This window comes from Kocuria oxytropis (genome assembly GCF_040981195.1).
Lineage (GTDB): Bacteria > Actinomycetota > Actinomycetes > Actinomycetales > Micrococcaceae > Kocuria > Kocuria oxytropis.
Genome location: NZ_JAVFXA010000006.1, coordinates 163442 through 183478 on the forward strand (window position 1 = coordinate 163442; position 20037 = coordinate 183478).

Annotated in this window: 12 protein-coding genes; 11 read left to right on the forward strand and 1 reads right to left on the reverse strand. The window is 73.9% G+C overall.

Annotated features, from left to right (window positions below):
• Positions 1-53: 53 nt before the first annotated feature.
• The 8 genes from QYM41_RS08455 (at position 54) to QYM41_RS08490 (ending at position 11989) form a co-directional block, all read left to right on the forward strand.
• Positions 54-1271, forward strand: coding sequence for a transcriptional regulator (locus tag QYM41_RS08455; RefSeq protein ID WP_368799295.1), 1218 nt, complete (start codon positions 54-56; stop codon positions 1269-1271).
• A gap of 143 nt (positions 1272-1414) precedes the next feature.
• The gene (gene exaC / locus QYM41_RS08460) at positions 1415-2962 is read left to right on the forward strand and encodes an acetaldehyde dehydrogenase ExaC (protein ID WP_368799296.1); all 1548 of its coding nucleotides are present in this window, start codon (positions 1415-1417) and stop codon (positions 2960-2962) included.
• A 223-nt stretch (positions 2963-3185) separates the two neighbouring features.
• On the forward strand, positions 3186-4199 hold the full coding sequence (gene adhP, locus QYM41_RS08465) for an alcohol dehydrogenase AdhP (protein WP_368799341.1): 1014 nt from the start codon (positions 3186-3188) through the stop codon (positions 4197-4199).
• Positions 4200-4562: 363 nt separating this feature from the next.
• Positions 4563-5198, forward strand: coding sequence for a Maf family protein (locus tag QYM41_RS08470; protein ID WP_368799297.1), 636 nt, complete (start codon positions 4563-4565; stop codon positions 5196-5198).
• Positions 5199-5361: 163 nt separating this feature from the next.
• Positions 5362-7155 (forward strand): acetyl/propionyl/methylcrotonyl-CoA carboxylase subunit alpha, encoded by a 1794-nt coding sequence (locus tag QYM41_RS08475; protein ID WP_368799298.1) that lies wholly within the window; start codon positions 5362-5364, stop codon positions 7153-7155.
• Positions 7156-7174: 19 nt separating this feature from the next.
• Positions 7175-8005, forward strand: coding sequence for a thioesterase II family protein (locus QYM41_RS08480; RefSeq protein WP_368799299.1), 831 nt, complete (start codon positions 7175-7177; stop codon positions 8003-8005).
• A gap of 24 nt (positions 8006-8029) precedes the next feature.
• Positions 8030-8749: a 4'-phosphopantetheinyl transferase family protein gene (locus QYM41_RS08485; RefSeq protein WP_368799300.1), complete on the forward strand. Its 720-nt coding sequence runs from the start codon at positions 8030-8032 to the stop codon at positions 8747-8749.
• A 495-nt stretch (positions 8750-9244) separates the two neighbouring features.
• Complete coding sequence (locus QYM41_RS08490; protein ID WP_368799301.1) at positions 9245-11989, forward strand: helix-turn-helix transcriptional regulator; 2745 nt, start codon at positions 9245-9247, stop codon at positions 11987-11989.
• 46 nt (positions 11990-12035) lie between these two features.
• On the opposite strand, the gene QYM41_RS08495 is transcribed toward QYM41_RS08490, so the two are convergent.
• Positions 12036-13046, reverse strand: a complete 1011-nt coding sequence (locus QYM41_RS08495) for an alpha/beta fold hydrolase (RefSeq protein ID WP_368799302.1) — start codon at positions 13044-13046, stop codon at positions 12036-12038.
• A 540-nt stretch (positions 13047-13586) separates the two neighbouring features.
• Here QYM41_RS08495 and sbnA point away from each other — a divergent pair.
• From sbnA to QYM41_RS08510, 3 genes are read left to right on the forward strand one after another with little or no spacing between them, the layout of a single operon-like run.
• Positions 13587-14660, forward strand: coding sequence for a 2,3-diaminopropionate biosynthesis protein SbnA (gene sbnA / locus QYM41_RS08500; protein ID WP_368799303.1), 1074 nt, complete (start codon positions 13587-13589; stop codon positions 14658-14660).
• Positions 14657-17536: a Pls/PosA family non-ribosomal peptide synthetase gene (locus QYM41_RS08505; protein WP_368799304.1), complete on the forward strand. Its 2880-nt coding sequence runs from the start codon at positions 14657-14659 to the stop codon at positions 17534-17536. Before sbnA ends, QYM41_RS08505 begins: the two co-directional genes overlap by 4 nt.
• Entirely contained in the window at positions 17533-20019 is a 2487-nt protein-coding gene (locus QYM41_RS08510; RefSeq protein WP_368799305.1) for a non-ribosomal peptide synthetase, read from the forward strand. Before QYM41_RS08505 ends, QYM41_RS08510 begins: the two co-directional genes overlap by 4 nt.
• Positions 20020-20037: the final 18 nt, after the last annotated feature.

The window sequence follows — 20037 nt, forward strand, 5'->3', positions numbered from 1 at the left end:
GCACGAGAGCTGGGTCACACCCGGCGGGCACGGCAGGGAACAGGGGGCGGCGCATGGGCGCAGCGACGGAGGGACCGACGACGACGACGGACCCGCAGCTGCGGCTCTCCTGGGCCCGCTCGCTGAGCCACCTCTCGGCCCCCGAGCGCTGTACCCCACAGGTGGTGCTCGACCACACGGACGTCCGGGAGGCCCGCGCCCCGCTGCGGCTGCTGATGCCCGTGCTGGACGAGCTGCTGACGCCCCTGGCCGAGGACACCGGGCTGGTGGTGGCCGTGACGGACCCCTGCGGCGTGCTCCTGCGGGTCCGGGGCAGCACCGCCACTCGTAGGCGCGCCGAGTCCATGGGCTTCGTGGAGGGCGCCGACTGGTCGGAGAACGCCGTGGGCACCAACGCCCCCGGCACCGCGCTGGTCCTGCGCCGGCCGGTGACGGTCCACCGCGACCAGCACTTCTACCCCGAGGCCCGGCCCTGGTCCTGCACCGCGGCGCCGCTGCTGCACCCCGTCACGGGGGCGCTGCTCGGGGCCGTGGACCTCACCGGCGGGGACGCGGCCGCCGACCCCGCCACCCGGGCCCTGGTCGGCGCGGCCGTGCGCGCCGCCCGGGCCGAGCTGGCCCTCGCGCTGCGCGCCGGGACCCCGGGCCCATCCCGCGCGGCAGGCCGGTCGGGGGCCCGGGAACCCGCCGCCGGGGCCTTTCTGCGCGTGCTGGGCGACGCCCCGCCGGCCCTGGTGCTGGGCGGGCACCCGCTGGAGCTGACCGAGCGCCACGCCGAGATCCTCCTGGCGCTCTCCCGCGCCCCCGCCGGACTGAGCACCGCGGAGCTGTCGGTGCAGCTGTGGGGCGGCCGGGCGCAGGAGACCACGGTGCGCGCCGAGGTGCTGCGGCTGCGCCGGCTGCTCGGCTCCCGGGGAGGGCCGGCGATCGCCTCGCGGCCCTACCGGCTCGAAGCGCCCCTGCCCTCGGACGCCGGCCGGGTGCTCGAGCTGCTCGCCCGCGGCTCCCACCGCCGGGCCCTGCGGGAATACACCGGGGCGCTGCTCCCGCACTCCGAGGCGCCGTCCGTGGTGGCGCTGCGCCACCGCGTCACGGGACTGCTGCGCGAGGCTGTGCTGGCCGACGGCTCCGCCGAGGCCGTGCGCGAGTACCTGACCCTGCCGGAGGCCGCCGAGGACGCCGAGGCCTGGAAGCTACTGCTGCGCCTCCTGCCCGCCCGCTCCCCCGCCCGCGCCCGCGCGGTGCTCGAGCTGGAGCGGCTGCGCCGCTGACCCGTCCCCGCACCCCGGACGCCGGGCGTGCAACGTACGTGCAACGTGACCCTGCGTAGCGTGAGCTGCATCACAGCGCGGTGCGGACCGGAGGGCCCGCGCCCGCACCGGCAGCACCGTCCCGACACCAGGAGCAGGTCACCATGAGCGTCGAAACCCAGTCCCTCACCACCGTCTACGCGCAGCCCGGCACCGAGGGCTCCAAGGTCTCCTTCAAGCCCCGCTACGAGCACTGGATCGGCGGGCAGTGGGTACCGCCCGTGCAGGGCCGCTACTTCGAGAACATCTCCCCGGTCAACGGCAAGCCCTTCACCGAGGTGGCCCGCGGCACCGCCGAGGACATCGACGCCGCGCTCGACGCCGCGTGGGCCGCCGCCCCCGCCTGGGGCAAGACACCGGTCGCCGAGCGGGCGCTGGTGCTGCACCGGATCGCCGACCGGATGGAGCAGAACCTCGAGATGCTCGCCGTGGCCGAGACCTGGGACAACGGCAAGCCGGTGCGCGAGACCATCAACGCGGACATCGCCCTGGCCATCGACCACTTCCGCTACTTCGCCGGGGCGATCCGCGCCCAGGAAGGCACGCTCTCCCAGCTCGACGACAACACCACGTCCTACCACTTCCACGAGCCCCTCGGCGTGGTCGGCCAGATCATCCCCTGGAACTTCCCGATCCTCATGGGCGTGTGGAAGCTCGCCCCGGCCCTGGCCGCGGGCAACGCCGTGGTGCTCAAGCCGGCCGAGCAGACCCCGGCCTCGATCATGGTGCTCATGGAGCTGCTCGCGGACATCCTGCCCCCGGGCGTGGTCAACGTGGTCAACGGCTTCGGCGTGGAGGCCGGCAAGCCGCTGGCCTCGAGCCCGCGGATCCGCAAGATCGCCTTCACCGGCGAGACCACCACCGGCCGGCTGATCATGCAGTACGCCTCCCAGAACATCATCCCCGTCACCCTCGAGCTGGGCGGCAAGTCCCCCAACATCTTCTTCGAGGACGTGGCCGCGGCCCAGGACTCCTTCTACGACAAGGCGCTGGAGGGCTTCGCGTTCTTCGCCCTCAACCAGGGCGAGGTCTGCACCTGCCCCTCCCGCGCCCTGATCCAGGGCTCGATCTACGACCGGCTGCTCGCGGACGGCGTCGAGCGGGTCAAGGGCATGGTCCAGGGCAACCCGCTGGACCTGGACACCCAGGTGGGCGCCCAGGCCTCCAACGACCAGCTGCAGAAGATCCTGTCCTACATCGACATCGGCCGGCAGGAGGGCGCGAAGGTCCTCGTGGGCGGCGAGCGCAACGTCCTGGACGGGGACCTCGCCGAGGGCTTCTACGTCTCCCCCACGGTGTTCGAGGGCGAGAACTCGATGCGCATCTTCCAGGAGGAGATCTTCGGTCCCGTCCTGTCGGTGACCCGCTTCACCGACTACGCCGACGCCATGGCCACCGCCAACGACACCCTCTACGGCCTCGGCGCCGGGGTGTGGGCCCGCAACGGCAACCTCGCCTACCGCGCCGGCCGGGACATCCAGGCCGGGCGCGTGTGGGTGAACCAGTACCACAACTACCCCGCCCACTCGGCCTTCGGCGGCTACAAGTCCTCCGGGATCGGCCGCGAGAACCACCTGATGATGCTGGACCACTACCAGCAGACCAAGAACCTGCTGGTCTCCTACTCCGAGGACGCGCAGGGCTTCTTCTAGGCCGCAGCGGCGCCCACGCCGCCCGCACCACCGGTGCGGGCCCGCACCCGCCGGGCCCGCACCCGCCGGACCCGCACCACCGGTGCGACCCGTCCGGCGATTCCGTCCTGCCCGTCACTGCCGTCCCACCCGTCGAATCCGTCCCGCCCGTTCCAGGAGGAGCACCATGAACGCCCAGCAGGCCCCGACCGTCCAGCAGTCCACCACCACCGTCCCCGGGACGATGACCGCCGCCGTGGTCACCGCCTTCGGGGAGCCCCTCGAGGTCAAGGAGATCCCCGTCCCGGAACCGGGCCCCGGCCAGGTCCTCGTCGAGCTGATCTCCACCGGCGTGTGCCACACCGACCTGCACGCCGCCCACGGCGACTGGCCGGTCCAGCCCAGCCCGCCGTTCGTCCCGGGCCACGAGGGCGTCGGCACGGTCGTGGCCCTCGGCCCCGGCGTCACGGAGCTGCAGGTGGGCGAGCTCGTGGGCAACGCCTGGCTCGCCTCGGCGTGCGGGCACTGCCGCAACTGCCGCACCGGCTGGGAGACGCTGTGCGAGGAGCAGGTCAACGGCGGCTACAGCATCGACGGCTCCTTCGGCCGGTACATGCTGGTGGACGCCCGGTTCGCCGCGCGGATCCCGGCGGGCGCCGACCCGTACGAGGTGGCGCCGGTGCTGTGCGCCGGGGTCACGGTCTACAAGGGCCTGAAGATGACCGAGGCCCGGCCCGGGGAGTGGGTGGTGATCTCCGGCATCGGGGGCCTGGGGCACCTGGCCGTGCAGTACGCGGTGGCGATGGGCCTGCGCGTCGCGGCGGTGGACGTCGCCGACGACAAGCTCGCGCTCGCCCGCAAGCACGGCGCGGAGATCACCGTGAACGCGTTCGCCGAGGACCCGGCCGAGGCCGTGCTCGCGCAGGTCCCCGGCGGGGCGGACGCCGTGCTGGTCACGGCGGTGCACCCGGCCGCCTTCGGGCAGGCGATCGGCATGGTCCGCCGCGGCGGGACGATCGTGTTCAACGGCCTGCCGCCGGGGGACTTCCCGGCGCCGATCTTCGACATCGTGCTCAAGGGCCTGACCATCCGCGGGTCCATCGTGGGCACCCGCCAGGACATGGTCGAGGCCCTGGACTTCTACGCCCGGGGACTGATCCACCCGACCTACAGCACCCGCCCGCTGGAGGACGTCAACGCCGTCCTCGACGAGATGGAGAAGGGCAAGATCGAGGGCCGCGTGGTCGTCGAGTACTGATCCGGGCGCTCGCAAGGGGTCGCGTCCTGTCCCGAACGCTCGCGAGGGGTCGCATCCTGTCCCGAACGCTCGCGAGGGGTCGCGTCCTGTCCCGCGCGGACACGAGGGGTCGCGTCCTGTCCCGCGCGGACACGAGGGGTCGCGTCCTGTCGGTGGGAGAACGTCTCACCAGCAGGGCGCGGCCCCTCGCGCGTGGGCAGGTCCGATCGCGACCCCTCGCGTGCGGGCAGGTCCGATCGCGACCCCTCGGGCGTGGGCAGGCCGATCGCGACCCCTCGCGTGCGGGCAGGCCCGATCGCGACCCCTCGCGCATGGGCAGGCCCGATCGCGACCCCTCGTGTGCGGCCTGCGTATCCTGGGACGGTGACTCCCCGCCTCGTCCTCGCCTCCCGCTCCCCCGCCCGCACCAAGCTCCTGACCGACGCCGGGATCGGCCACGACCGGCTCGTCTCGGACGTGGACGAGGACGCCGTGGTCCGGGAGCGCGGGGTGACCGGCGCGGAGGAGACCGCGATGGTCCTGGCCCGGGCCAAGGCGGAGGCCGTGGCCGCGCTGCCCGCGGCGGCCGGGGCGCTGGTGGTGGGCTGCGACTCGGTCTTCGAGCTCGACGGCGAGGTGCACGGCAAGCCGCTCGACCCCGAGACCGCCACCGCCCGGATCCGGGCCATGCGCGGGCGCTCGGGCGTGCTGCACACGGGTCACTGGCTCGTGGACACCCGGAGCCCGGCCGAGGGCGGCACCGGCTTCAGCGGCGGCGCGCCCGCCCGCGCCGAGGTGTTCTTCGCGCAGATGACCGACGACGAGGTCGCGGCCTACGTGGCCACCGGCGAGCCCCTGGAGGTCGCCGGGTCCTTCACCATCGACTCCCTCGGGGCGGCGTTCGTGGAGCGGGTCGAGGGGGACGTGCACGCCGTCGTCGGCCTGAGCCTGAGCACCCTGCGGACGCTGCTCGGCCGCGCGGAGGTGGGCGTGCCCCAGCTGTGGACGGCCCGCCGCTGACCGGGCCGCGCCGCCGCCACCGGCGGGACCCGCGCGGGGACGTCGGCGGACTTGTAGGACTCCTACAGAAACGGCGACGCATTTCCGGAGCGCCGCCGGGCGGTTGGGCGATTGCTCGCGGCGGGGAATACAGTGCATCGGAGGATTCGACAAGGAGTGAGACGTGACCGGTAAGAACACCGCGGACGGCGCCATCCGCCCCATCACCAAGGTGCTCGTCGCCAACCGCGGGGAGATCGCGGTGCGGGTGATCCGTGCCGCCCGCGACGAGGGCATCGCCTCCGTGGCCGTGTACGCCGACCCGGACCGGGACGCCCTGCACGCGCGCATGGCGGACGAGGCGTACGGGCTCGGCGGGTCCACCGCCGCGGACTCGTACCTGGTGGCCGAGAAGATCCTGGACGTGGCCGCCCGCTCGGGCGCCGACGCCGTGCACCCCGGCTACGGCTTCCTGTCCGAGAACGCGGACTTCGCCCTGGCCGTGCTCGAGGCCGGCCTGACCTGGATCGGGCCCCCGCCCGCGGCCATCGCCAAGCTCGGCGACAAGGTGGCCGCCCGCCACATCGCGGAGAAGGTCGACGCCCCGCAGGTCCCCGGAACCACCGATCCGGTCGGCTCCGCCGAGGAGGTCCTCGCCTTCGCCGACGAGCACGGGCTGCCCCTGGCCATCAAGGCCGCCTTCGGCGGCGGCGGCCGCGGCATCAAGGTGGTCCGCGACCGCGAGGACATCCCGGAGCTCTACGAGTCCGCCGTGCGCGAGGCCACCGCGGCGTTCGGCCGCGGCGAGTGCTTCGTGGAGCGCTTCCTGGACGCCCCGCGGCACGTCGAGACCCAGTGCCTCGCCGACGCCCACGGCAACGTGGTGGTCGTCTCCACCCGCGACTGCTCCCTGCAGCGGCGCAACCAGAAGCTCGTGGAGGAGGCGCCGGCGCCGTTCCTGTCCGAGGCGCAGAACCGGCTGCTCTACGAGTCCTCGAAGGCGATCCTGCGGGAGGCCGGCTACCAGGGCGCGGGCACGTGCGAGTTCCTGGTGGGCCAGGACGGCACGATCACGTTCCTCGAGGTTAACACCCGCCTGCAGGTGGAGCACCCGGTCTCCGAGGAGGTCACGGGCATCGACCTGGTGCGCGAGCAGTTCCGGCTGGCCCGCGGCGAGGCCCTCGGCTACGACGACCCGGAGGTGCGCGGGCACTCGATCGAGTTCCGGATCAACGGCGAGGACCCCGGACGGCACTTCATGCCCTCCCCCGGCACCATCGCCGCTCTCGACCTGCCCTCCGGCCCGGGCGTGCGCGTGGACTCCGGCGTGCAGGCCGGCGAGACCGTGGGCGGGAACTTCGACTCCATGCTCGCCAAGCTGATCGTCACCGGCGCCACGCGCCGGCAGGCGCTCGAGCGCTCCCGCCGGGCCCTGGCGGAGCTGCGCATCGAGGGCATGCCCACCGTGGTCCCCTTCCACCGCGCGGTGGTCTCCGACCCCGCGTTCGCCCCGGAGGACGGCGCCCCGTTCACGGTGCACACCCGATGGATCGAGACCGGGTTCGAGAACACCATCCCGCCGTTCGAGGGCGTCCCGCAGGCCGCCCCCGAGGCCGAGGAGCGCCGGGCGATCGTCGTGGAGGTCTCGGGCAAGCGGCTCGAGGTCGTGCTGCCGGCGCTGCCCGGGGCGGCCAAGCCCAACGGGACCGCGGCCAAGCCGCGCAAGTCCCGCGCGGCGCGCGGCGGCGGCGCCGCCGCGGCGAGCGGCGACAGCCTGAGCTCCCCCATGCAGGGCACCATCGTGAAGATCGCGGTGGACAACGGGGACGAGGTGGCCGAGGGCGACCTCGTGCTCGTGCTCGAGGCCATGAAGATGGAGCAGCCGCTGACGGCGCACAAGTCGGGCACGGTCTCGGGTCTGTCCGTGAGCCCCGGGGACACCGTCTCGGCCGGCGCCGTCCTGGCCACCATCTCCTGACGCGGGCGGCCCGGCCCCGATGAGCACACGACCGACCGGCGCGCCCGGGCGCTGCCTCGTGGACCTCTCCGCCCAGGACCGGCTGCGCGGCGGTGCCCCGGCCCGGACGCCCCGGCTGCGGGTGCTCTGCTGCCCGCCCGCGGGCGCGGCCGCCGGCTACTGGCGGTTCCTGGTCCGGGAGGACGTGCACGTGCTCGGCGTGCAGTACCCGGGACGGGAGAACCGCTTCCGGGAGCCATCCGCGCCCTCGCTCACGGCGCTGGCCGCGGAGGCCGCCGAGGCCGTCGCCGCGGCCCCGTGGACCTCCTCTGGCGTCCCGCTCGTGGTCCTGGGCCACAGCATGGGCGCCTCGGTGGCGGCCGAGCTCGCCTCGCGGCTCGAGCACCGGGAGGGGATCCGGGTGGCGCTGCTGGCGCTGTCCGCGAAGACCGCCCCGGGTGCCGCGGACCCGCAGGACCCCGGGGACGAGGACCTGAGGACCGGGCTCGACCCGCAGGACCCCGGGGCGGACGCGGCGCTCGCCCGCTGGCTGCGGCGGCTGGGCGGCACCCCCGAGGCGGTCCTGGAGAACCCCGAGCTGCTGGCCCTGCAGCTGCCGGCCCTGCGCGCGGACCTGCGGCTCTCGGGGGCCCACGACCGGCTCCCGGCCCCGGTGCCGGCACCGCTGCTGCTGCTGCGCGGCACGGGCGACGGGTCCGTGGACGCCGCCGGCATGGACGCCTGGGGGCCGGTGGCCACCGGGCCCGTGCAGCGCCGGGAGTACCCGGGGGGCCACCACCCGCTCGCCGCGCACCGGGACCGGCTGCTCGAGGACCTCGAGGCACACGCCGCTCCCGGCCGGTCCCGGTGAGGCCTGCCCGGTGAGCCGGCCGCTGTGACGCGGTGCCCGCCGGCCGTGCCCGGCACGGTCGAGCTGTCGGTGCCGGGTGCCCCGGCGGACGTGCGGGTGGTACTCGCCCGTGTGGCCCCGCTGACCGGCTGGGCGGAGTCGGTCCGGGACTGTCTGGACGACGACGAACGAGCCCGCGCCGCGGCGCTGCGCTCCCCGGCCGACCGGCGGCGGTTCGTGGTGGCCCACTGCGTGCTGCGCCACGTGCTCGCCGCCCGGACCGGGGCGGATCCCGGCGCGCTGCGCCTGGGTCCACCCCGTCCCGTCCGCGGGCCCCGGCCCAAGCCGCGGCTCGAGGACCACGCGCTGCGCTTCTCCCTGTCGCACAGCGGCAGCCGGATCCTCGTGGCCACCGCCGAGCGCGAGGTGGGGGTCGACGTCGAGGGCCTCCAGGACCCGGTCGCCGCCGAGCAGGTGCTCCCCCTGCTGCACCCCGCCGAGATCGCCGCCGTGCGGAACCTGCCCGCCGCGGACCGGCCGGCGGCCGTGACGACGGTGTGGGCGCGCAAGGAGTCCCTGCTCAAGGCCATGGGCTCGGGGCTGTTCCGCGACCCCGCCGTCGACGAGGTCGGGGCGGGTCCCGTCCCGGAGCACCCCGTCGCGGGGTGGCGGATCCTGGATGTGCCCCTCCCACCGGACCCCGGCCCGGCCCCGTCGAACGCGCGGGCGGCGCTGACCGTCCACGTCCCCTCCGATCGGAGCTGACGACACCGGCACACCGCGGCCGGGGCCCGGGGCCGACCGCTGGGTCCCGGCCCACGACCGGCACCGCATACCACCACCGATGGACCGGATTTCTCCGTCCGGAGGTGGACGTCGGCAGCGGGCCCATCGGTCATCCTGGAATCCTGCAGGGCCGGCCGCCGGGGAGGGCGTCCGACGAGAGCGGCGACCGTCGCACCCGCCCCGTGCAGGGCTGCCGCGATCCCGGACCGGAGCACGTCCCGGTCCGCCGCTCACCGGCACCGGCCGCCACCACCGGCCGTGTGCTACCGCACATGCTTTCGGACCGGTTTTACCTATGTGACATGGGGTAACATCCCCGTCCACGCTCCGGTGCCGGTCGGTTCAGGGCTACGCTGATTTACGAATGGCGAATCCGGCGCCGGGGGTGCCGGACGATGCCGAGGAGGACCCACTGGGCCGCCGTGGTCGACACCCGCCACGCACCCGCCCTCCTCCCGACGCACGGGGAGTCACATGTCCACGCGCACACGCAGTCCGCAGCTTCTCGACGACCTGTCGAGGCGGGACGGTCCTGCAGGCGGGAGCCGCCTGACGCTCAGGAGCCCCCGCGACGACGGGTCCGTCCACCCGCAGCCGGAGGACTCCCCGGAGCCCGTGCTGCTCGAGCGGGATGCCGAGCTGGGCGCTCTCGCGGAGCTCGTCGATCGCGTGGCGGCCGGCCGGGGCGGGTTCGCCGTCGTCGCCGGGGAGGCCGGCATCGGCAAGAGCAGCCTTCTCGACGCGATGGTCGACGCCGTCCCGGCCGGGGTCCGCGTGCACCGGGGCCGCTGCGACAACCTCATCACCGCCCACCCGTTCGGGGCGCTGCGCGAGGCGTTCGAGGACACGAGCCCGGTCCTCCTCGCCGCCTTCGACCAGGGCGTCCTGCACGACGTCCTGTCCGCGGTGACGCACCTCCTCGAGGACGGGGCCCCGACGGTCGTGCTCGTGGAGGACGTGCAGTGGGCCGACGACGCGACCCTGGACGTGCTGGCCTACCTCGTGCGCCGGCTCGACCACCTGCGGACCCTCCTCATCGCCTCCTACCGGGACGACGAGGTGGGCCGGGACCATCCGGTGCACCGCCTCCTCGCGGCCCCCACGGCGGCACCTGCCACCTGGTTGCACCCGGGCCCACTCAGCCTCGAGGCGGTCCAGCGCCTGTCCGGCGAGCGTGCCCGCGAGGCCCGGCGCCTGCACGAGGTGACCGGGGGCAACCCCTTCTACGTCACCGAGGTGCTCGCCGTGCCGGCCGACGCCTCGGTTCCGGAGACGCTCTCGGCAGCCGTGGCGGCCCGGCTCCAGCAGCTCTCCGCACCGGTCCGGCGGGCGACGGAGCGGATCTCGGTGTGGCCCGGCCTGCTCGAGTTCGAGCTGGCGGAGGAGCTGCTGGGCGAGGACTTCGCCGCGCTGGCCGAGGCCGAGGAACACGGGATCCTCTGCGCCGAGGACTGCGGCGTGCGGTTCCGGCACGAGATCGCGCGGATGGCCACCGAGGCCTCGTTGAGCGGGCTGCAGAGGCGGCAGCTCCAGCGCGACGTGACCGAGCTGCTCAAGCGGCGGGGCGAGGGGCACCTGCCGCGGCTGGTCCACCACGCCATCCGGTGCCACGACACGGCGACGGTCGTCGAGTTCGCCCCCCGTGCCGGAGAGCTGTCCGCCAAGGCGGGCGCCCACCGGCAGGCGCTGGACTTCTACCAGGCCGCCCTGCAGCACGAGATCCTGCTGTCCGACGCCCAGCTGGCCGCCGTCCTCGACGCCTACGCCTGGGAGCTCTACAGCGCCCACCAGATCGGCCAGGCCCTGGAGCACTCCTGCCGGGCAGTGGAGCTGTTCCACTCGCTCGGCGACGAGCCCGGCGAGGCCAGAGCCCTGATCCGCCGCGGCCGGCAGCTGTTCCTCGCCGGCAACCCGCCGGAGGCCCGAGCCTGTGCTTCCCGTGCCGTCGAGCTCACCGAGGGACGTGACCCGGCCGCCGCGGCGGAGGCGCTCGCCTGCCTGGGCATGCTGCTCTCGCTGGGGGGCTCCCACGAGGAGGCCGTGCGGACACTGCGCGCCGCGTGGGCGCGGGCCGAGACGAGCGGCCGTCCGGACGTGGTCGCGCTGTGCCTCATCTACCTGACGCTGTGCGACCCGGAACCCACCCTCGAGAAGCGCCTCGACGCCCTGCGCCACAGCATGGAGACAGCACGCAGCGCCGGCGCGCTGGAGCCGCTGGCCCGCGGCTACGCCAAGACCGCCGAGCAGCTGTACCGGTACGGCCTCTACCGCGAGCTCGACGCACACCTGGACGAGGGACTGCCGTCCGTCCGGGACTGGGGGTTCTGGCCGGACGCGTACAACCTGGAGGTCCACCACGCCCTGCTGCAGCAGCGGAAGGGGGACTGGCGATCGGCCCTCCGCGAGCTCGACGGTCTCATCGAGGGTTCCGCCGATCCTGGTGTGCTCGCCCTCTACTCCCTGCCCAGCCGGGCCCGGCTCCACGCCCGCCTGGGCCGGCAGGACGTCCGCGAGGTGCTGGTCAGCAGTTGGCAGCGGGCCCTCGTGCAACGCAATCTCACCGCGCTGGGGCTCGCGGGTGCCGCCCTGGTGGAGTGGGCCTGGCTGGCCGGTCAGCCGGGCGAGGCGGAGCAGGTGCTCGAGGGATGGTCGCAGCACGCCTCCCGGCCGGGTGCGGGACCGATCGACGCAGAGATCCGGCGCTACGCGCTCCGGGCCGGCGTGGACGTCCCCCCGTCACCGCCGTCGGCGGACCGCCCGCCGAGCCCGTGGGAGCTGGGGGTGGCCAGGGACTGGCGGGGCGCCGCGGCGGCGTGGCGCCGTGCCGGCGATCCCTACGAGGAGGCGCTCGAGCTCGCCGAGTCGGGCGATCCGGACGCCACCCTGCGTGCGTTCGACATGCTCACCGAGCTGGACGCCGGTCCGGCCGCGCGGTGGGTCCATCGCCGTCTGCGCGACCTGGGGGTGCGCACCATCCCCCGTGGCCCCACCCGCCGCACCCGGGACAACCCCGCCGGTCTGACCGACCGTCAGCTCGAGGTCGTCCAGCTGATCGGTGCGGGCCTGACGAACTCGGAGATCGCCGGGCGGCTCATGGTCTCCGTCCGCACGGTCGACCACCACGTCTCCTCGGTCCTCGACAAGCTGGGCGTCAGCACGCGCCGGCAGGCGGCGCTGGCCACGCGCTCGTGGCCGCGCCCTCAGCACGGGGCGGTCTGAACGGCCCACCGCGTGCCGGCCGCGTGCGGTGCGCCCGCGGCCGGCATCACCGGAACGCCCCGGCCGGCGCAGGCACGCCCCGGTGCGCAGCAGCAGCGCAGGCGCCCGACAGCGCCTCGGTGACCAGGCCGGCGAGGACGCCGGGGTCGGTGAGGTAGACGTCGTGACGACCGGCCACCCGGTGCACCGGCCTCTCGCCGAGCCGCGCCAGCTCGGCGGCGGCGGCCCGCACCGGCTCGCTCGGCTCGTCGCCGATCGCCACGGTCACCGGGCACGAGCGCAGGCCGTCGGTGAACGTCGTCCACGCGATCGCCGGCTCGTCCAGCACCATCGCCTCGGCGTTGACGCGGACCCGCGCGAAGTCGGGGTCGTCGATGCTGACGGGCGCACCGGCGGCGGCGCCGAGCAGCAGCGCCTGCGCACCGATGAAGTCGTGGGGGTGCTCGGCCAGGTGCGCGGTCATCGGCAGGAGCAGGTGCGACGTGTCCTCGCGCCCGTCCGGGGCCAGTCCGGCGACCGACGGCTCCCACACCACCGCGTGCCGGACGCACTCCGGGTGCTGCTCGGCGAGCTTGACGGCGATGATGCCGCCCGAGTCCACTCCCACGAGCACCGCCGGGGAGAGGCAGAACAACCGGAGCAGGGCCGCGGCGTCCTCCGCGTGCTGGGCCGCCCCGCTGCCCGGCCAGGCGTCCCGCCCGGAGTGGCCGGTCCCCCGCCGGTCGTAGACGAGCACCTGGAAGCCGGCGGCGGCCAGCGCCTGGGCCAGGGCTCCCAGCATCCCCGCGTCCTGTCCGGCACCGTGGATCAGCAGCAGCGCCGGGCCGTGCCCGCGCCGCTCCACGAAGAAGACGGTGCCGTTGGCCTCCACCACCCCCGATCGGGGAACAGCGCTGCTCATGGTCGCCGGCGCGGCGGAGACCGGGCAGGACGGACACGACGACCCTCCGTGCGACGAGCGGCCCGCCCGGGGCCGCCAGCTCGCGAACTTCGGGGGCGACGGGGTGTCGTGCTGCGGTGGACGGGGTTCCTCGCTCACGGCATCGGAGTCCGGCATGACGTCTCCTCGGGTCACGGGGCCTGTGTCGCGGAAGTCGGCACCTGCCCTGACAGCGTGCACCCCGTGCCGACCTGCGGACATGGGTGAGCGCTGCCCAGAAGTGCGTCCGGGGTGCCCATCCGCCCGTCGAGGGCACCCGCTGGGAACGCGTGGCCTTCCCGCACGTGGGCACCGGCCGGGCCGGCGGCCGCGCCGCGCGGTGGTTGCCCGTGCCGTCTGCCGCGGCTGCGGCCCGGATCGTGACCGGCTCGCCGCGACCGCCCCGGGAGTCGAGATCCATGGGCGGCGCCGGCAGGGACACGCCGTCCCCGAGATGGGTGGGTGCACTGCGCCAGATAGGCGCTCGTCGCCCATGTTCACGATCGCGTCGGCCGCCACCATGAAGACAGCCATCGCCTCCGGGTCGGCTGGGAAGGTGTCGGCCGAGCCCCACCGTTCAGGGACTCCTGCCGTGAGGGGGCTCACCGATGTCGATCCGATCCGCTGCCTCGGGCCGTCCGCACGGACCGCGCGCACCGCAAGAGAACGAGGAAGACCATGTCCATCATCAAGGCTCCGCACCTGTTCAACGAGCAGAGTCTGTTCGTCGACCTGGAGGGCGTGCTGGGCCGCCGCCTCTACCTGAAGATCGAGGGGTTCAACTTCGCGGGCTCGATCAAGCTCAAGCCCGCCCGGGAGATGGTCGAGCGGGCCGAGCAGGAGGGGCGGGTCGGTCCCGGCTCCGTGCTCGTGGAGTCCTCGTCGGGAAACCTCGGCGTGGCGCTCAGCATGATCGCCGCCAGCAAGGGCTACAGCTTCGTGTGCGTGATCGACCCACGCTGCAACCCCGCGACCCGGCAGCTCATGGAGTCCCTCGGGGCGCAGGTCGACCTGGTCACCGAGCCGGATCCCGTCGACGGCTTCCTCGGGTCCCGGCTCCACCACGTCCAGCGGCTGTGCGCGTCCGACGATCGGTACGTCTGGCTCAACCAGTACACGAGCCCCGGCAACTGGGGCGCGCACTACCGCTGGACCGCCCCCGAGATCGACGCCCAGTTCCCCGAGCTCGACGTGCTGTTCGTCGGAGCAGGAACCACCGGCACCCTGATGGGCTGCGCGCGGTACTTCCGCGAGCACCGCCCGGACGTCCGGATCGTCGCGGTGGACGCCGCCGGTTCGGTCTCCTTCGGCGGCGCTCCGGCCACCCGGCTGATCCCGGGACTCGGCATGAGCGTGCGGCCGCCCCAGCTCGACGAGTCCTTCGTCGACGACGTGGTGCTCGTCGAGGAGCTGGACACGGTGCGCGCCTGCCACCGCCTGGCCGGGCGGGGGTTCCTGCTCGGCGGCTCCAGCGGGACCGTGGTGCACGGCGCCATGACGTGGCTCGCGGACCACCACGCCCAGGACGCCACCGCCGTGGCCGTCTCGCCCGACCTGGGCCGCCCGTACCTGGACACCATCTACCAGCCGGACTGGGTCCTCGACCACTTCGGGGCCGAGGCCCTCGCCGGCTCGGACGGGACGGCCGGTCCGGGCCGGCGCTCCGCCCCGGGGGCAGAGCCCCGTCCACGAGAAGCCGCACCGGCGACCGACCGCGTGGCCGCCGCCGCGCCGAGGAGTGCCTCGCAGTGAAGAACCTCGCCGACACGCTGCCGATGTCTCCGGTGGCCACGACTCCCACGATGACCACGGCTCCCCCGGCTCCCCCGACGACCGACCTGCCGACCGCACCGGCCCCCGTGGCGCCCGGCGCCGACGCTCCGCTCGAGCGCCGGCTGGCAGATCTTCTCGCCTCCGCGGCCCAGCGGGCCGACGTCCCCGTGGATGCCCACTTCTTCGACGACCTGGGACTGGACTCGCTGGTCATGGCGAAGTTCTGCGCCCGGGTGCGCAAGCAGCCGGACCTGCCGGCGGTGTCCATGAAGGACATCTACCTGCAGCCGACCATCGCGGCGCTGGCCGGATCCCTGACACCGTCGGGGCCGGCGCAGGAGCGGCTGTCCGAGATCCTGTCCGAGGTGCTGTCCGGGGTGCTGGGCGGGCAGCAGGTGCCGGCGGACGCGAACTTCTTCGACGACCTGGGCGCGGACTCGCTGGTCATGGCGAAGTTCTGCGCCCGGGTGCGCAAGCACCCGGACCTGCCGGCGGTGTCCATGAAGGACATCTACGGCAACCCGACCCTCTCCGCGCTCGCGGCCGCCCTGCACGACCCCGCCCAGCCGGACCAGCCGCAGGAGCCCTCACCGCTCCCGGCGTCCGTGCCGGGGACGCCACCGCCCATGGACGCGCGGACGTGGGAGATCATCACCTGCGGCGTCCTGCAGGTGCTCGTCTACCTCGGCTACTGCCTGCTCGCCGGCGGCCTCGCGGTCGTGGGATACCTGTGGGTGTTCCCGGAGGCGGGACCGGGCAACCACCACTGGCTGGGCCACGGGATGAGCCTGTGGGAGCTCTACCTGCGGTCGGTGGCCTTCGGCGCGGCGTCGTTCCTGCTGCTGTGCCTGCTGCCGGTGGCCGGGAAGTGGATCCTCGTCGGGCGCTTCCGGCCCCGGGAGATCCGCATCTGGAGCCTGGCCTACTTCCGGTTCTGGCTGGTCAAGACCCTGATGCGCACCTCGCCCCTCGCGCTGATGACCGGTTCCCCGCTGACGCCCCTCTACCTGAGGGCCATGGGGGCCAGAGTGGGCCGCAACGTGACGGTCCTGACCGCCCGGCTGCCGGTCTGCACCGACCTGCTCACGATCGGGGACGGAACGGTCATCCGCAAGGACGTGGTCGCCAACGGCTACCGCGCCCACGGCGGCGTCATCCAGACCGGCGCCGTGACGCTGGGCCGGGACGTGATCGTGGGCGAGGGCAGCGTCCTGGACATCGGCACGACGATGGGGGACGGCTCCCAGCTGGGACACCGGTCCACCCTGTACACCGGCCAGGTCGTGCCCGCGGGCGAGCGCTGGCACGGGTCCCCGGGCCGGCGCACGGAGCTGGACCTCGGCACGATTCCCGCCGCACCCTACCGGCCGTGGCGGCGAGCGGTGTACGCGGTGTCGCAGCTCGTGGCCACCCTCGCGCTGGGCCGGATCATGGTGGGACTGACGATGATCCTGGCCGTCCTGGCGTTCCCGCGCGTGGCGGCGCTGCTGGAGGACCATCCGTTCGCGTTCACCGACTGGATCTTCTACGCCGACGCCGTCGCCTTCGCCGGCATCGGGGTCTTCGGCAGCACGCTCGTGATGCTGGTGGTCATGACCACCGTTCCGCGGCTGCTCCGGCACGCGCTGCAGCCCGGCACGGTGTATCCGCTGTTCGGACTGCGGCACGCGGCGGAGCGGACGATCGAGCGGCTGACCAACAACCCGGGGCTCGGGACGCTGTTCGGGGACAGCTCGTACGTCGTGCACTTCGTGCGGGCCCTCGGATACCGCCAGCCGAACCTCCAGCAGACCGGCTCGAACCTGGGCACGCTGTTCAAGCACGACAACCCGTTCCTCACCACGATCGGCACCGGCACGATGATCGCCGACGGGGTGTCGTTCATGAACACCGACTACTCGGCGACGTCGTTCACGGTCTCCCGGGCGGAGCTCGGCGCGCACAGCTTCCTCGGCAACTTCGTGCTCTACCCGGCCGGGGCCAGGACGGGGGCGAACTGTCTGCTCGCCACCAAGGTCATGGTCCCCGTCGACGGGCCGGTGCGCGAGAACGTGGGCCTGCTCGGGTCACCGGCGTTCGAGATCCCCCGCTCGGTCCTGCGGGACGCCCCGCTGGAGGAGCACGCGGACCCCGACCGCTTCCGCCGGGTCCTGTCGGCCAAGAACCGGCACAACCTGCGCACCATGGCCCTGTTCCTGCTGGTGCGGTGGTTCAACGCCTCACTGGCCATGATCGTCGCCCTCGCAGCCGTCGAGCTGTCCGACCGGTTCGGCTTCCTGGCCTTCTCCGCGTCGTTCGTCGTGATGCTCCTGATCGGCCTGCTGGTGCCCATCGGCATCGAGCACGTGGTGACGCGGTCCCGGGCGCTCCGGCCCCAGCTCTGCTCCATCTACCACCCCTACTTCTGGTGGCACGAGCGGTACTGGAAGCTGCAGACCCAGGCCCTGCGCATGTCCATGCTCAACGGGACGCCGTTCAAGCCCCTGATCTGGCGGATGCTGGGCGTGCGGATCGGCAGCAGGGTCTTCGACGACGGCTGCTCGATCCCCGAGCGGAGCCTGGTGACGATCGGCTCCCGCTGCACGCTGAACACCGGCACCAACATCCAGAGCCACTCCCAGGAGGACGGGATGTTCAAGTCCGACCACGACGTCGTCGGCGACGACGTCACCCTCGGCGTCGGCGCCCTCGTCCACTACGGCGTCACCGCCGAGGACGGCGTCGTCGTCGCCACCGACTCCTTCGTGATGAAGGGGACGACGCTGACCCGAGGATCCCTGTGGGGCGGCAACCCGGCCCTCGAGGCCCGGGCCGCCACCACGTCCCCCGTCACCGCGGAAAGGCACAGGTCATGACCACCACCTCCGAGCCCGTCTGCCGGGTCGCCGGCCGGATCGCGCCGGACCCGGCCGCCGGCCGGACCGCCCCGCAGGTGTCCACGCCCACGCGGATCCCCCGATGGACCCAGGACCCCCGCACGGGACAGGAGCAGGTCGAGGTGACCGTGCCCGAGGACCTGCGCAGCGCCGTGCAGACCCTGGCCCGTGACTGGGAGGCGACACCCGGGGCGATCTGGCTGGCGGCGCACGCGAGGGTGCTCCAGGCCCTGTCCGGCGAGACGGAGGTCACCACCGGGTGCCGGGACGCGGCGGACACCTGGCCGTGCGACCTCGACCTCGGCCGACGCTCCTGGCGGGACCTTGTCGGCCAGGCGCACGCCCGGCTGAACGGGAGGCGGGACCGGCCGGACTCCCCGGGGTACGAAGTGGTCTTCGCCGCCCACCAGGACGCCGGTCCCGGGCTGCCGGAGGGCACCGTCCTCGGCGTGTCGCTCCAGGCCGTCGCCGGGGGCGAGTCGCTCCGCCTGCGGTACCGTCTGGACGTCCTCGACGCCGGTGCCGCCCGCAGGATCGCCGGGTACCATCTGGCCGCGCTCCGCCACCTGGTCGCCCGCCCCGGGGCGGATCCCGGCGACGCCGACCTGGTCGATCCGGCGGAACGGCGCCTCCAGCTGGATCGGCTGGCCGGACCCGTGCGGCCCCGGCCCCGGCGCCGCTTCCACGAACTGTTCGAGGAGCGCGTCCGGCGGCATCCCGAGCGCATCGCGGCCGTCCAGGACACTCGGGAGTGGACGTATGCGGAGCTGAACGCCCGCGCCAACAGGGTGGCCCGCGCACTGCTCGCGCGCGGGCTGCGGGCCGAGGACGTCGTGGCGGTCGTCGCCGAACGGGACCTGGAGTGGATGGCCGCCGTCATCGGCATCCTCAAGGCCGGTGGCGCGTACCTGCCGCTGGAACCCCGCTTCCCGCCCGACCGGATCGCCAGGACGCTCACCCGGGCCGGGTGCCGGACGGTGCTCACCGAGCAGGGCAGCACCGCCTCGCTGGACGCAGCGCTCGCGGAGGCCCCGTCCGTGTCGACGATCCTCCTGGAGGACGTCGAGGCCGAGGGGCACGCCGACCACGACCTGGGGATGCCGGTGCGTCCCGACCAGCTCGCCTACGTCTACTTCACCTCGGGTTCCACGGGAGAGCCGAAGGGCGCGATGTGCGAGCACGACGGGATGGTGAACCACCTGTACGCCAAGATCGAGGACCTCGGGATCCGCTCCGGCGACGTCGTCGCCCAGACCGCCCCCCAGTGCTTCGACATCTCGCTGTGGCAGCTGGTCTCGGCCCTGGTCGTCGGCGGCCGCACCCTCATCGTGGGGCAGGACCGGGTCCTCGACGTCGAGCGGTTCGTCGACACGGTGGACCAGGGCGGGGTCGCCGTCCTCCAGGTGGTCCCGTCCTACCTGGACGCGGTGGTGGCCTACCTGGAGGACAGACCCCGCGCCCTGCCCAACCTCCGCTGCGTCTCGGCGACCGGGGAGGCCCTCCGGCAGGAGCTGGTCCGCCGCTGGTTCGACGTGCTGCCCGACGTCAAGCTCGTCAACGCCTACGGGCTGACGGAGACCTCGGACGACACGAACCACGAGGTGATGAGCGCCGTCCCCGCGGGCGATCACGTGCCGCTGGGCCGGCCGGTCCCGAACGTCCGGATCCACCTGCTCGACGAACGGCAGCGGCTCGTGCCGCTCGGGGCACCGGGCGAGATCGCCTTCTCGGGGGTGTGCGTGGGCCGTGGGTACATCAACGACCCGGAACGGACGGCCCAGGCCTACTCCGCCGACCCGTACGTGGAGGGAGCGCGGCTCTACCGGGCGGGCGACTACGGACGGTGGTCGCCGGACGGCAAGCTGGTGTACCTGGGCCGGCGGGACCACCAGGTCAAGATCTCCGGGTTCCGCATCGAGGTCGGCGAGATCGAGAACGCCCTCCTGAGGGTCCCCGGGGTGCGCGACGGGGCGGTCGTCGTCGCTGAGCGCCCGGACCGGGGCCGCCACCTGGTGGCCTTCTACCACGCGCCCGAACCGCTGGACACCGGCGCGCTGCGCGAACGGCTCGCGCAGTCGCTGCCCCGGTACATGGTGCCGCAGGTGGTCCACTGGCAACCGGCCCTCCCGCTGACGGCCAACGGCAAGATCGACCGCAGGCGCCTCACCGCGCTGGCCGCGGAGCTCGAGCTCGAGGGCGGTTCCCGCGACGCTCCGCGCACCCCCACCGAACGCTGGCTGGCAGCGGCGTGGGCGCGCGTGCTCGCCGTGCCGGAGGACAGGATCGACCGCCGGGACCACTTCTTCGACCTCGGGGGCTCCTCGCTCACCGCCGTCCGGCTCGCCATCGCCCTGGACCGGAAGGTCTCGCTCAAGGACCTCGTCAGCCACCCGGTCCTCACCGACCTCGCCACGGAGCTGGACGCCAGGTCCGCCGCGCACGACGTACCCGCCCGACCGTGACCGCACCGGAAGGAACCA